11 protein-coding genes are annotated in these 14068 nt (G+C 72.5%); 2 read left to right on the top strand and 9 right to left on the bottom strand.

Translation table 11 applies throughout. The features are described from left to right. Positions 1 to 231: 231 nt before the first annotated feature. The 6 genes from ACZ61C_RS28245 to ACZ61C_RS28270 all read right to left on the bottom strand — a co-directional run bounded on the left by ACZ61C_RS28245 (position 232) and on the right by ACZ61C_RS28270 (position 5157). Positions 232 to 711 carry a pyridoxamine 5'-phosphate oxidase family protein gene (locus ACZ61C_RS28245; protein WP_465310863.1) on the bottom strand — a complete coding sequence of 160 codons (480 nt, stop codon included), beginning with the start codon at positions 709 to 711 and terminating at the stop codon, positions 232 to 234. 28 nt (positions 712 to 739) lie between these two features. Beyond that, a complete protein-coding gene (locus ACZ61C_RS28250) occupies positions 740 to 2101 on the bottom strand; it encodes a cryptochrome/photolyase family protein (protein WP_465310864.1) in 1362 nt (453 codons plus the stop codon). 1 nt (position 2102) lies between these two features. After that, positions 2103 to 2318: a hypothetical protein gene (locus ACZ61C_RS28255; RefSeq protein WP_465310865.1), complete on the bottom strand. Its 216-nt coding sequence runs from the start codon at positions 2316 to 2318 to the stop codon at positions 2103 to 2105. A 145-nt stretch (positions 2319 to 2463) separates the two neighbouring features. Next, positions 2464 to 3129 carry a maleylpyruvate isomerase family mycothiol-dependent enzyme gene (locus ACZ61C_RS28260; RefSeq protein WP_465310866.1) on the bottom strand — a complete coding sequence of 222 codons (666 nt, stop codon included), beginning with the start codon at positions 3127 to 3129 and terminating at the stop codon, positions 2464 to 2466. A gap of 78 nt (positions 3130 to 3207) precedes the next feature. Continuing rightward, positions 3208 to 4029, bottom strand: coding sequence for a GAF and ANTAR domain-containing protein (locus ACZ61C_RS28265; protein ID WP_465310867.1), 822 nt, complete (start codon positions 4027 to 4029; stop codon positions 3208 to 3210). Between the two features lie 234 nt (positions 4030 to 4263). Beyond that, positions 4264 to 5157, bottom strand: a complete 894-nt coding sequence (locus ACZ61C_RS28270) for an NADP-dependent oxidoreductase (protein WP_465310868.1) — start codon at positions 5155 to 5157, stop codon at positions 4264 to 4266. Positions 5158 to 5226: 69 nt separating this feature from the next. Between ACZ61C_RS28270 and ACZ61C_RS28275 the strand changes: the two genes are divergently transcribed. Further along, the gene (locus ACZ61C_RS28275; protein ID WP_465310869.1) at positions 5227 to 5790 is read left to right on the top strand and encodes a TetR/AcrR family transcriptional regulator; all 564 of its coding nucleotides are present in this window, start codon (positions 5227 to 5229) and stop codon (positions 5788 to 5790) included. 12 nt (positions 5791 to 5802) lie between these two features. Here the strand turns inward: ACZ61C_RS28275 and ACZ61C_RS28280 are convergent, their stop codons facing one another. Continuing rightward, positions 5803 to 8601 carry a glycoside hydrolase family 2 TIM barrel-domain containing protein gene (locus ACZ61C_RS28280; protein ID WP_465310870.1) on the bottom strand — a complete coding sequence of 933 codons (2799 nt, stop codon included), beginning with the start codon at positions 8599 to 8601 and terminating at the stop codon, positions 5803 to 5805. A 156-nt stretch (positions 8602 to 8757) separates the two neighbouring features. Between ACZ61C_RS28280 and ACZ61C_RS28285 the strand changes: the two genes are divergently transcribed. After that, the gene (locus tag ACZ61C_RS28285; RefSeq protein WP_465310871.1) at positions 8758 to 10806 is read left to right on the top strand and encodes a PQQ-dependent sugar dehydrogenase; all 2049 of its coding nucleotides are present in this window, start codon (positions 8758 to 8760) and stop codon (positions 10804 to 10806) included. 22 nt (positions 10807 to 10828) lie between these two features. Here ACZ61C_RS28285 and ACZ61C_RS28290 read toward each other — a convergent pair whose 3' ends face one another. Continuing rightward, positions 10829 to 10999 (bottom strand): hypothetical protein, encoded by a 171-nt coding sequence (locus ACZ61C_RS28290; protein WP_465310872.1) that lies wholly within the window; start codon positions 10997 to 10999, stop codon positions 10829 to 10831. An 82-nt stretch (positions 11000 to 11081) separates the two neighbouring features. After that, the gene (locus ACZ61C_RS28295) at positions 11082 to 13736 is read right to left on the bottom strand and encodes a LuxR C-terminal-related transcriptional regulator (RefSeq protein ID WP_465310873.1); all 2655 of its coding nucleotides are present in this window, start codon (positions 13734 to 13736) and stop codon (positions 11082 to 11084) included. Between the last annotated feature and the right edge of the window lie 332 nt (positions 13737 to 14068).

A 14068-nucleotide genomic window follows, 5' to 3' on the forward strand; every position in this document is an offset into this window, starting at 1 on the left:
AGAAGGGCGAGGGAGTGAGTATGAGCGGGCGCGCGGAACGGCCTCCACACCCCCCCCCGCCCCCCCCCCCCCCCCCCCCCCCCCCCCCCCCCCCCCCCCCCCCCCCCCCCCCCCCCCCCCCGCCGCACACCATCGAGGTCGACCGCCGCGCGCCGACGGCTTCCATCGTCAGCAGGGTGACCGCCGAAGGTCAACGTCCTCGACGGCGGCGCTGACCGGACTTCCCGAAACTCAGAGGTCCACGGCGTTGTTGTCGCCCGGGTCCGGCCGGTTTCCCGTCAGCCGGGCCTTCGCCATTTCGAACAGGGCCCGGGGTTTGCCGCCGGGGGTGTTCCAGTACTCGGCGGAGTCCGCGTCCACCTTCAGCAGGACGACATCGGGGTCGTCCGGGCCGTTCGGGAACCAGGCCTGGACGAACTCGTTCCACAGCTCCTTCTTGCGAGCGGCGTCATCGACCACGGACGCGGTCCCGCTCAGCGACAGCCAGGAGCTGGAACCCGCGAAGCTGACGTTGATTTGGTCGTCCCGGCCGACGTCGGCCACCAGGTCGGCGGTCCTGGCGACGAAGAACCAGGCGGTGCCGTCGAAATCCACCTGCTGGCTGGTCATGGGCCTGCTGGTCAGCTTGCCGCCGGCGCCCCGGCTGGTGATCATCGCCGTGCGGACCTCTCGCGCGATCGTGGTCACGATCCGGTGTTCGTCTTCGCTCATGGTTCTCCTCCGTCACTTTTGTGTTCGGTCAGGCCGTTTCCCTGGCCCGCTTGAACCGTCGCGCGCCGTCCGTCAAGTCGACGATGGGCGCCGGGTAGTCGAGTGCGCGCCGCTCGTCGCCCGGCAGCTTCCACGGTTCGTGCACCCGGCCGCCCGGGACGTGCGCGAGCTCGGGAACGTAGCGGCGGACGTACTCACCGTCCGGGTCGTAGCGTTTGGCCTGGGCCAGTGGGTTGAGCACCCGGTTCGGCCGGGTGTCCGTGCCGGTCCCGGCGACCCACTGCCAGTTCAGCTGGTTGTTGGCGACGTCGCAGTCCACCAGGAGCTCGGTGAAGTGCCGGGCACCCAGCCGCCAGTCCAGGTAGAGCGTCTTGGTCAGGAAGCTCGCCGTGATGAGCCGGGCCCGGTTGTGCATCCAGCCTTCCCGGGCGAGCTGCCGCATCCCCGCGTCCACGACCGGGTAACCGGTCCGGCCCTCCTGCCAGGCCACGAAATCCCGCTTGGACTCGCGCCACCGGTCACCGTGCGGCCGGTAGTCCCGGGTCGCGCATTCCGGCCGGGCGGCGAGCACCTGGTGGTGGAAGTCGCGCCACGCCAGCTGCCGCGCGAACGCGCGGGCCCCTGCCGACCCCGTCCCGACCCGGTCCAGCAGCTCCGTGACCGAGACCGTGCCGAAGTGCAGATGCGGGGACAAGCGCGAAGTCCCCTCCTCGGCCAACGCGTCGTGGCTGTCGGCATAGCCGTCGACGCCATCGCGCAGCCACGATGTCACCAGCTTGCGTCCGGCTCGTTCGCCGCCTTCCGGGAGCTTCGGTGACGGCGAGCCGCCATCCAGCTGCCGTGCGCCGGGCACCTTCCCGGCGGCCATCCGCGGCACCTTCACCGAGGACGGCGCCCGCAGGACCACGCGCCGGTCGGCTGCTTGCCACTTCCGCGCGTACGGGGTGAAGACCGCGAAGTGGGCTTTTCCGCCGGTGGGAGTGATGGATCCGGGCGCGACCGCGGTGACGACGGTGTCGTGGACGTGCAACGCCACGCCGAGCTGCTCGAGCCGTTCCGCCAGTCTTCCTTCACGTGCGGTGGCGAACCTGCTCACGTCGGCGGCGACGTGCACCTCGCCGACGTCGTGGCGGCGCACGATTTCCAGCACTTCCTCGACCGGCTCGCCGTGCCGGACCACCAGCCGTCCCCCGCGGTCACGGAGGCTTCGGTCGAGGTCGGCCAAGCAGTCCGCGAGGAAGGCCGCCCGGTTCGGGCACCCGAAGGAGCGCCCTATCCGATCGTCCACCACGAACAGCGGAATGCAGCGGCCAGCGGCCGCGGCCGCGTGCAGCACGGGGTTGTCATGCACCCGCAGGTCCCGGGTGAAGAGCGCGAGCGACGTCGCCACGTCACCGGTCCGAGTCCGACTCGACCGGCATGCCGGTCATCTTGCGCACCAGTTCCTGTGCGTGGGCGTACGCGTCCCCGGCTCCGGCCCGGTATTCAAGAGACCGGACGCGCTCGGTGAGGCCTTCTCCGTCTCGGGCGTGCTGCTCGGCGCCGGCCAGCACGGCCAGCAGCCGGACGGCGTCGAGCACCGGGGATTTTGCGCTGTCAACGGACATCTGCGAACTCACCTGCATCTCGTGGGCTTGACCGATCCGGCTCGGGTTACCCGCAAAATCGGCAACGATGCCCGGCAGGTCGAAGTCCGGTCGAAAATGACCCGGGAGAGTGAATTCGGCGGACCGGCCGACGGCTCGTCGGCAACTATTCTTCGAGATCCCGCTCCGGCAGGTCGCCGAGCGCGGCGAAGCCGGACAGGTACGGCGCGATTTCTCCGTGCACCGTCCACGCGCGCAGCTGACCGGCCGACCTGCGGGACATCAAGGCACGCGTCAGATCGAACGCGTCGGCACGGACGACGGTGGCGACGCGCTCGGCAGGTCCCCGGGAAACCCACTGCCAGGTGCCACCGTCCAGCAGAATCGGTGGACGGTCGGCGACCGCGGCCCGGAACCGCTCGGCGAAGTCGTCCCGCAAGCTCGACAGTCCGGGAGTGGTGCGTCCGCCGGGAACCCGGAGGGCGCCGCGGAGATCCTGCTCGTGGATCAGGACGTCGTTCAGCGGACGGCTGGTGTGCTCACGCATCCACCGCCGCATCGGCTCGACCAGGCCCGCCCATTCCTCGAGCAGCGCCACGACGGACTTGTTCGCACGCCGGTCCACCTGCCGCTGCGTCCACGCCTCGTTGTGGTCGCCGGGCTCGTCACCCGCCAGCACGTCGGCGTCGAGCCCGACCATGTGCGCAAGAAGGTCCCGCACCGTCCACTCGGGACAAGCCGGGACCAGCTCGGTCGCCTCCCCCGAGGAAAGATCTCCGGTCAAACCGGTCACCCGGTGCTGCGCGTTCGTCCACTCCTCGACGGGATCCACTCCCCCAGTCCAGCACGACCGTCCGCCGCTCGCCGGGCGACACCCCGTCCGGCACGAGCTTTCGCTCGAGGGCGGTGCTCAGCCGTCCAGCTCGGAATGCTTCTCGGTCAACGTCCGGGCGATCTGGCCCAGCTTGACGTTGAGCTCCTGCGACGTGCGGCGCAGGATGTCGAACGCCTCGTCGGCCGACACCCCGCGGCGGCTCATCAGGATCCCCTTCGCCTGCCCGATCACGTCACGGCTGTCGACGGCGCGCCGCAGATGGTGCTCGCGCAAAGCCGCGGCGGTGTGGGCGGCCGCCCCGGCCAAGGCAACCGACGCGTGGGCGGACAGGATCAGCGCGTGGTCGACGGCGCCGGCGCCGAACGCACCGACCTTCCGGCCGTAGAGGTTGATCGCCCCAGGTGGGCGGTTCGACTCGCGGTCCGGCAGCAACGTCGTGGCCAGCAACGACCCGAAGCCGAGCTCGGCCGCTCGCGGCCCGAACTCCGGGAACGTCGAAGACCGGGCGAGGTCGTCGGCCAGCACGTGGCCGGGGCCGTTGTGCCCGGCCGCGGCCACGCAGGGTCCTTCGCCGGTCCGGTACTGGATCCGGTCCAGCTCCTCCGCCGTCTCTTCGGTGCTCACCGGAGTGTGGAACCCGCCACCCGGTGAGCGGAGGGTGATGCTCACCAGGTCCGCCTCGGGCACGATCCGCAACGCCGCGGTGACCACCCGCTCCATCGCCTCGTGCAGCGTGTCCGCGGCCAGCAGGGCTTCCGCCAGCGCCCCGAACCGGTACGCGAGCGGCCCGTCCGCCGGCACCGGGCAGCGGTTCCAGCCGTCTCCGCCGGGTTCGGCGCAGAACGCGACCCGGTCTGCCGCCCAGTCTTCGCCGGACTGCTCCCCGATCTCGGTCACGGGTACTTCCCCTCCCTGGTTCATCCGCTCCCCCGGCCACATCGCGCCCCACTCCACGCAGACGCCGAAGCCTGGCGGTGGTGCCGGCTGCTGGCTGAACCGGCACCACCTCTTCAGCCGCCTCGCGCGCACGCGAGACGCGTCGGCTTACCCGATCCGGGCACCCGTCATGCGTGAACTCCCCGACGAACCGGACGACAGTGGCCCACATCACGGCCCGCATTCCCGGCGCGGTCAGATGATCACGACGCGGCGGCCTCGCGTGTGACCGGCCTGGCTGTCGGCGTGTGCTGCCGCCGCCTCGGCGAGCGGGTACGACTTCTCGACCGGGATGCGGAGCTCGCCCCGCGCGATCAGGGCGACGGCCTCGGTGAGCGCCTCGGGCACGCTGCCGGCCACGCCGGAGAACCGAACGCCGAACCGCGGGGCGGCCAGGTCGGCGATCGAGATCACCTTCCCCGGGTCCCCGGTCAGCGCCACCAGCTCACCGAGCACGCCCGAGCCGGCCAGGTCCAGCGCCGCGTCTACCCGGCCGAGGGCCCGCACCCGGTCGGCCCACCCTTCGCCGTAGGTCGTGGCCACCGCGCCCAGCCCGCGCAGGTAGTCCTGGTTCGCCGCCCCGGCCGTGCCGATCACCCTGATCCCGCGGGCGCGGGCGATCTGCAGCACCGCCGTTCCCACCCCGCCGGCGGCTCCGCTGACCAGGAGCGTCTGCCCGGCCTCGACGCCCACTTCGCGCAGGACGCGCACCGCGGTCTCCACCACCGACGGATACCCGGCCGCCTCGGCGAACGTCAGCTCCTCGGGCATCCGCGCCCACGCCGACAGCACCGCGAACTCCGCGTACGTGCTCGTCCCCTCCCCGAACACGAAGTCGCCGGCCGCGACCCCGACGACTCCGGCGCCGACCTCGTCCACCACCCCGGCGGCGTCCAGCCCGACCCCGGCAGGCAGCACGACCGGGTGCGCCCCGAGCACCTGGCCCTCCCGCAACCGCCAGTCGACGGGGTTCACGCCCGCCGCCCGCACCGCGACCCGGACCTGCCCGGGTCCGGCGTGGGGTTCCTCGGCGTCGACCAGACGCAGGACCTCGGGACCGCCGAACTCGGCGAAGCTGATCATCTTCATGCCCCGAACATAGCACTAACGGTTAGCTTTTAAGAACAGGTAGCTTTAGCGACCTGATAGTCTCCGCCGGTGACCGCGCCACCAGGACGCCGCGAGCGCAAGAAAGCCGCGACCCGGCAGAAGATCGCCGAGACCGCCTTGCGCCTGTTCCTCGACCGCGAGTACGACACGGTGGGCATCCGCGACGTGGCCGCCGAAGCCGATGTCGCCGTCACCACCGTCTTCGCCCACTTCGCCTCGAAAGAGGCACTGGTGTTCGCACAGGACGAGGACTTCGAACAGCGCCTCACCCGGGCCGTCACCGACCGCGCCGGTGAACCGCTCATCCCCGCGCTGCACCGCGAAGTCCACGCCATGGTCCGCCACTGCGCGGCGCGCGACCGGGCTCCTCTCCGGCGCATGATCAGCTCTTCGGCCGCACTGCTGGCCTACGAGGACGCCATGCTGCTGCGGTACGCCGACGCACTGGCCACGACCATCACCACCGACCTGGACCGCTCTCCCACCGCGTGCCGGGCCATCGCACGGTTCGTCGTCGACGCCTACGCGATCGCCCGCGACGCCGCCGAGCCCGGGGCCGCGCTGGACGAGATCTTCCGGATGATCGAAGCCGCCTGGGAAGCTCCGAGGTGACGACCGCGGCGGTCACCCGTCGAAGCGGAGATACACCGTGCGGTGGTAGTCCCCGGCAGCGGCGTTCGGACCGCTCTCCGGACCCAGCGACGTGACGCTGTGGAACTTGTTGCCGATCGGTGCGATCCCGTCGAGCAGCGAGAGGCCGCCGGCGGGGTAGGCGACCACGGCGTGCTGTGGATCCGGCCCCATCGCCGGCGTGAACAACCGCAGGTACATACCCTCTTCCCCGGCGACCATCGTGACCGCGCCTTCGACGGTGTCCAGCACGGCCCAGCAGGTCCGCGCGTGGTAGCCCTTGAACTCCGGGTACGCGAACCCGCTCGCCCCGGTCGCGGTGTCGTCGTACGGCTTGCGCCAAACATCGGTCGACACGCCGCGCAGCCGGTTCTTGTAGACGCGGTAGGGCCCGTCCCCGAGCCAGGTGAGGCCCCGGACGTTCGCCTCCGGGTAGTCGAAGTTCACCCCGAGGAAGTCGTGGTCGCCGGTGGCGCGGTAGTGATAGTCCAGCCGCAGCCAGCCGTTGGCGTCGAGGCGCCAGCGCACCGACGTCAGGTCGCCGCTGTAGTCCGCTCGCGCGACCCAGCCGGTGCCGTCACGGAAATGACTGAACCCGGTGAGCGCCGCCGTCCCGTGAGCCGGGGCGGGACCGTTGGCCAGTGACACCGGCGTGCCTCCGCGGCGCACACCGGCCAGCCGTCCGTCGGCCTTGCCGACGGTGACCCGGACGGCTCCGGCGACGAGCGTCACCGCGGTGGCGGTCTCGGTCGCGGTCACTCCGCCCGTGGTCGCCGGCCTGACCAGGCGCGCGGCGAAGTCCGGCGCCTTCCGGATGCGCCACGTCCAGCCGGCGACCTCCCTGCCGGCCGGGTCGGTCACGCTCAGCCGCAGCGCGTCGGCACCGGTCCAGTCGGCGGGCAGGCCGAGCGTCACCGCACCGGTCGCCCCCGGCGCGACGTCCGGCGCGCCGGCCTGGCCCTGGGACAGGACCCGGTGGCCGGTTCCCGCGCCCGGCGCCGGGAAAGCCACCAGCTGCCAGGCGAACCGGCACTCCCGGAGGTTCGTGAAGTCGTACCGGTTGACCAGCTTCACGGTCTTGTCGAACGACGCCGGGAACACCGAGTCGTAGTAGGCCGGGCTGGCCAGCTGGACCGGCGACCAGATGTCCTTGATCGTGAAGAAGCTGCCTTCCTTCTCCCGGTACGGCCCCAGGATCCCGTCGGGGGCGCGGCTGCCGTTGGTGTCGAGCGTCCCGTCGCGGTCGTCCCGCGCGACGCTTTCGTCGACGAGCGCCCAGATGAACCCGCCCGCCGAGCGCTGGGCGCCGTCCATGAGCTTCCAGTAGTCGTTCAGGCCGGCCCCGGCGCCGCCGTCGTAGAGTCCGTGCAGGAACTCGGTCGGCATGAAGACCGTGGTGCCGGCGGCCTTGCTCGCGGTGCTGCTGTAGGTCTGGTAATGGCTCGTGTCGACGCCGCTGAACGTCGTCCACGGGTGCAGCACCGCCCGCCGCTGCGGGTCGTACCGGCCGAAGTCGTCGTCCAGCGCGGTGTTCCAGCCGCCTTCGTTCCCGTTGTCCCAGAACAGGATCGACGGGTGGTTGACGTCGCGCTCCACCAGGGCCTCGACCAGCGGCGCCCCGACGGCCTCGTCGTAGTGACGCTGCCAGCCGGTCAGCTCGTCCAGGACGTAGAGCCCGAGCTCGTCGCAGAGGTCGAGGAAAAAACCGTCCGGCGGGTAGTGCGACATCCGGACGGCGTTCATGTTCATGTCCTTCATCAGCCCGATGTCGAGCCGGGCAAGACGAGGACTGGACGCCCGGCCCGACGTCGGCCAGAAGGTGTGCCGGTTCGCTCCCTTGAGGACGATCCGCTTCCCGTTGACGTAGACGCCGTCGCCGGCCCGGACCTCGATCGTGCGGAAGCCGAAGCGCTCGGCGGTGCTGTGCAGCGGCACTCCGGTGGCGTCCACAAGAGACAGTTCGACTCGGTGGAGGTTCGGTGTTTCGGCCGTCCACAACGCCGGTCGCGCCGCGGTGGTGGTCAAGGTCGCGCCGGTGGCGCCGCTCGCGACGGCGACCGAAAACGCCCCGCCGACGGCCGTGCCGTCGAGCCCGCGCAGCTGCGCGGTCACCCGGGCCGCCGCGGTCACCCCCGCGAGCGTGACGTGGGCGGTGAAGGTCCCGTCCGCGCGGGCGTCGATCGCGACGCGGTCGATCCGGGCAGCCGGGTACGCCTCCAGGAACACCGGCCGGAAGATCCCGCCGAAGTTCCAGAAGTCGCCGCGGCGCTCGGCGTCGTTCACCGAGTTGTCGGCCGACTCCTTGCTGACGGTCGCCTCGAGCAGGTTCGGCTCGCCGAGCCGCAGCAGGGCCGTGACGTCGTGGCGGAAACGGTAGAAGCCGCCCTGGTGCACCGGTCCCGCCGAGACGCCGTTGACCCGCACGTCGGCGTCGGTCATGGCGGCCTCGAATACCAGGAAGATCCGGCGGCCGGCCCAGGACGCCGGCGGCGTGAACGAGTGCCGGTAATTGCCCTTCTCCGCCGGAACCAGATCCCCGCCGTAGTGGTAGCTGCCGAAGCCGTGGCATTCCCAGTTCGACGGCGTCGGGATCGTGGTCCACTCCCCCGCACGCCGGCCCGCCGTGACCCGGAAATCCCAGTCGACGGTGTGGTCGGCGTCGCTGCCGGTGAGGAGCAGCGTTTCCGTCACCGGGCCGGATCCGGCCGCCGCGGCGACTCCGGACGCCGGCAGTCCCGCCGCGGCCACGCCGGCCGCACTGATCGCCAAAGCCTGCCGACGGGTGAGTTCCACCAGACCTCCCCAAGCCAAATCTGATATATGACACACCGTACAACGAAAAACGCTCACCGAGCGGACAAGCAACCGGACAGGTCTTGACGTTTCGGTCTCGCGCCCACAACAGTGGGGCGGCCCTCTTCGGCCGAGCCACCCGTGAAAGGCAGGAGCATGGTCTCCTCGAACGTCCGCCGCCGGCTCCTCGGTGTCCTGGCCGCGGTGGTCGCCGCCGCCGCGATCGTCGCGCCCGCGACCGCCGCCACCGGCTCGACCGTGGTCGGCGTGGCTTCCGGACGCTGCCTGGACGTCGTCGGCAACAGCACCGCGGCGAAGACGCGCGTCAACATCTACGACTGCGTCGGGCAGGCCAACCAGGCCTGGACGTTCACAGCGGCCGGCGAGCTGCGGGTGTACGACGGCGCGATGTGCCTCGACGTCGCCGGTGCGAGCACCACTTCTCCGGCCGACGCGCAGATCTACCCCTGCAACGGCGGCGCGAACCAGAAGTGGCGGATCAACGCCGACGGCACCATCACCGGCGTCCAGTCGGGCCTCTGCCTGGACGTCACCGGGGCGGGCACCGCGAACAGCACCCTCGTCGGGATGTACACCTGCAACGGCGGCGGCAACCAGAAGTGGCGGACCGCCCTCGGTGACACCCAGCCGCCGAGCGTGCCGGGCAACCCGCGGGTGAGCGACCTGGTCTGCGACGCCGTGACGTTCTCGTGGAACGCGTCCACCGACAACGTGGGCGTCGCGTTCTACGACGTCTACCACGACGGCCAGCTGATGAAGTCGGTGAGCACCCTGTCGACCAGCCTGACCGTGGTCGGCGGGGTGACCTGGGGGCTGTACGTCAACGCGCGGGACGCCGCGGGCAACGTCTCGCAGGCCAGCACCACCGTGCCGATCACGCCGCCGCAGTGCCAGCCGGACACCCAGGCGCCGAGCGCGCCGACCGGCCTGACCGGCCGCGCGTCCGGCACGACGGTGACGCTGAACTGGACCGCGGCCACGGACAACATCGGCGTGCGGGCCTACGACGTCTACCGCGGCGGGGCCAAGGTCGGCGCGGTCACCGGGACCGCCACCGCGCCGCCCGCGACCACCTTCGTCGACAGCGGCCTGGCGGCGAACACGAGCTACCCGTACTACGTCGTCGCGCGCGACGCCCAGGCGAACGTGTCCTCGCCCAGCGCGGCCACGACCGTGACGACCGGCGCGGCCTGCGGCGACTCTGTCTGCGCGGTGACGCAGATCGCCACCGACACCGACATCCCGTGGGGCCTGGTGACCCTGTCGGACGGCACGATCCTCTACAGCCGGCGCGACGCCCACGACATCGTCCACCTGAACCCCGCCACCGGGGCCAAGACCAGCGTGGGCACGGTCCCCAGCGTCGACAACACCGACGGTGAGGGCGGGCTGCTCGGCCTGGCCGTCTCGAGCAGTTTCGCCAGTGACCACTGGCTCTACATCATGCACACGTCGCCGTCCGACAACCGGATCGTGCGGATCAAGCTGGAGAACGACCGGCTCGGCACCGAGCAGGTCCTGCTCAGCGGGTTGCTGCGCAACAAGTTCCACAACGGCGGCCGGCTGCGCTTCGGCCCCGACGGCAAGCTCTACGCCAGCACCGGCGACGCCCAGAACGGCGACAACGCGCAGAACAAGGCCAGTCTCAACGGCAAGGTCCTGCGCCTCAACCCGGACGGCAGCGTCCCTTCGGACAACCCGTTCGGCAACCCGGTGTGGAGCTACGGCCACCGCAACCCGCAGGGGCTGGCGTTCGACTCCCAGGGCCGGCTGTGGGAGCAGGAGTTCGGCAACGCGGTGATGGACGAGACCAACCTGATCACCAAGGGCGGCAACTACGGCTGGCCCGCCTGCGAAGGCACCTCCGGGACGTGCGGCACCGCCGGGTTCATCGCGCCAAAGCGGACGTACTCCACGGCGGACGGGTCCTGCTCCGGCATCGCCATCGTCCGCGACGTGCTCTACGTCGCGTGCGAACGCGGGACCCGGATGTACCGCGAAGTGATCAGCGGCAGCGAGCTGACCGACGTCCAGGCCTACTTCAACGGCACCTACGGGCGCCTGCGCACCGTGGAACTCGCGCCCGACGGCGGCCTGTGGCTGACGACGACGAACAACGGCGACAAGGACAGCATCCCCGACAACAGCAACGAAAAGATCTTCCACGTCACCCTGGGCGGATAGCCGGCGGACCGGGACGGGAGCGTCAGCGCCCGGCCCGGTCCACGGACGCCACGACCAACGCCGCACAGCGGGCCAGCGAGATGTGCCGCACCCGGGCCATCTCCCTCAGCTCACGGCCGGCTCGCTCGGTACTGAGGCCCTGAGCAGCGAGAACGGCGACCGCACGGTCGACGTCGCTGACGGGAACGGCCATCTTCTTGCGAATCCACACTGCGAGACCCTCCGGTGCCGGCACTTCGATCCGGCCCTGGGTACCCCGTCCGCACTCGTCGTAATCACGTCCCGAGAGCGGCCGCGAGGGCCCGGCGGGACCGGGTCCCCAGCTTCTGCATCGCCCGGGCGACGTGGTGCTCCACCGTGCGCGGGGACAAGTGCAGGGTCTCGGCGATCGCCCGGTTCGTCATCCCGCCGGAGGCCAGCTCGGCGACCTCCCGTTCGCGCGGGGACAACGCGTCGTCGTAGGCCGGGCGGCCGCGGCCGCGAAGGAGCTCGGCATCCCCCGTCACCGAGCGCAGGCGGCCGCGGACCCGGGTCGCGTCCCACGCCGCTCCGAGCCGGGTGAACGTCGCCAGTGCCGCTTCGAGGTGCCGGGCACCGGCCGCGCCCTCCAGCGCCAGCGCCGCCGGGTACGGGGCCGCCAGCCGCGCGTACAGCGCCGACGCGCGCTCGAACGCCACGGGTTCGCCGTCGGCCAGCAGGGCCCGGGTCCACCGCAGCGCCGCGGCGGCCATCGGACAGCTCCGGCCCCGCAGGCCGGCGGCGAACTGCCCCGCGGCGTCGGCCGCCCGGTCGGGAGCCCCGGCCGCGAGCCAGGCTTGCGTGGCGACCGGGACCAGCCGGGCCGCCCAGACCCAGATCCCCTTGCCCACCAGCGATCCCCACGCCTGCTCGACCGTCGCGACGGCGTCCCCGACCCGGCCCTGGGCCAGGTCCATGCGGGCCCGGGTGGCCGCCGCGGCCGCGGCGTAAGGCACGAACGCGAAGCCTTCCCGGCCGGGCCAGACGTCTTCGGCCTCGGCCCAGTCGCCGCGCGCCACGGCCAGCTGGACGAGCACCAGGCGGGCGTCCGAATGGACACCGGCGTCCGACATGCCGCGGCGGCACCGCTCGGCCAGCCCGTCCCAGGCGCCGCGCTCGAAGTCGTACAGCAGCCGGGTGCCGCGGTCGCACTGCTCGAAGAACGGCGACCCGAGCACGTCCGCGCACCGGCGGGCCTGGTCGAGGATCTCGCCCGCGGCCCGGTACCGGCCCGCGAACACCGCCCCGACCGCGGTGTTCGTGAGCCCGCGAGCCAGGTACTCGTTGTGCCGGGGGTTCAGTCCGGCCCGGGGCGGCCGCACCCGCCGCAACGGGGCCGCGTCCCCGCAGGCGACGGCCAGTGACGTCCGCGCGGCGGCGACGGCGGCCCGCGAGACGTCGTCGTCGGCGACCCGGCCGGCCCGCGCCAGCCAGGCTTCGTGTTCGGTGAGGCCGGCCCCCGGCTGGAACGGGTTGGCCAGCGCGGTCATCGCGCGCACGAGCAGCGCCGGCCGCTCACGCAGCTCGCCGATGGCCCGTTCCAGCTCTTCCCAGCCTTCCGCGCGGTTGAGCTGCTTGTGCAGCAGCACGCCGAGCTCGAGCCGGATTTCGCCGCGCACCCCGGGTGCGAGCCCGGGCAGGCCGACGATCTCGCGCAGCACCGCCACGGTCCGGGGCGAGGGCAGGGTCAAGATCGCGTTGCGGGACAGCCGCAGCGCGAGGCGGGCCCGCACCTCCTCGCCGATCTCCGCGGAGGCGAGCACCGGCCGCACGACGTCGACGACCGCTTCCGGGTCGGCGAACGCACCCGCGTCCCCGGCGGCGCGTTCGACCGCGCGCAGCCACTCCTCGGTCGCCCCGCCCCGGCGGCGGTGTTCGGCGACGTGCGCCCACGGAACGGGGTCGCGGCGGCCCAGCACGTCCGCGGCGTGCAGGTGCAGGCGCCGCCGCCGCGGGCCCGGCAGCCGGGCCCGGACGGCGGCGGCCGCGAGTGGCACGGCGAACCCGTGGTCCCCCCGGTCGTCCGCCACGAGCAGGGCGCCGGCCTCGGCCAGCGCGGTTTCGGCGTCTTCGACGGACAGCCCGGCCGCGGTGGCCAGGTCCGCGACGGCCGCCGGACCGCCGAGCACGCTGGCCGTCGCCACCAGGGCGGACGCGGCCGGGGACAGCGCGGCGAGCCGGGTGGCGGTCAGCTGCGCGAGCCGGGCTGGCACCCCGAGCGCGTCGACGTCCTGGGTCGTGAACGGCCCATCGCCCGAGCCCGTCGCACCGAGCAGCTCCAGCAGGTCGGCGACGACCTGGACGTTGCCGCCGGAAAGCTGCGCGAGCCGGGCCACCACCTGGCGCGGGCAGCGCTCGGGCCCGAGCCGCGCGTGGACCAGCTCCTGCACCCGGCCGTCGGTCCAGGGCGCGGTGCGGTCGTGGCGCACGGAGAGCGCAGCCGGCAGCGCGAGCCCGGGTCCCAGCGGAAGGTCGGGATCGGCGAGCTCCTCCGGGCGCGCCGTGACGACGGTGACGCAGCCGCTCCCCGCCCGCTCCACCCAGTCGCGCACCAGGGCGACGAACCCGGCGGGCGCGCGCTGGACGTCCTCGACGACCAGCAGCGCGGGCGCCTCCCGAGCCAGGCGTTCGCGCCACGCGCCGGCGTCGTCGCGCTTCGCGGGATCCGGCGGCGGGCCGACCCCCACGGCGGACCGCACGAGCGGGCTGTGCGCGGAGGTGAACGACAAGTCCACATGGGACACACGCGCTTCGCGGGCGAGGGCGACCAGCTCCGCGGTCCGCGTGGTCTTCCCGGTTCCCGCGGCGCCGGTGACCAGCACCAGCAGCGGCCGGTCCCGCTCCCCCAGCAGGGTCTGCCGCACGAGCCCGGCCGTGGACCGGGCGTGGTCGCCGGGGGTGCGGGGGCTCATCGGCGCATCGTAGGCCGGGCCCGGGAGGAGGACACCAGCCGAAAGGTGGGCCCCGGCATTTGTTTGAGTATCCGTAGTTCCCGGCTCGCGCATGGCCGGGCGGGCGGCTCCGGAGCGAGGATCTCCTCCGGCAGAGCTGCGGCGCCGGCGGACGATCCCGCGTCCCGATCGCGCGGTCGGACGGCGCCGAACCTGCCGGCACGAAGACGCCACCGCTGTCCGTGCCCGAGGGGGGGGGGGGCGGCTCGCCCAGCCGGGAAGAGGTCCACCCCCCCCCCCCCCCCCGGGGGCGACACCGAAGAAACCATCGGAGCCCCCCGGGGGCCCAGAAG

Source organism: Amycolatopsis sp. NPDC104587 (assembly GCF_055583645.1).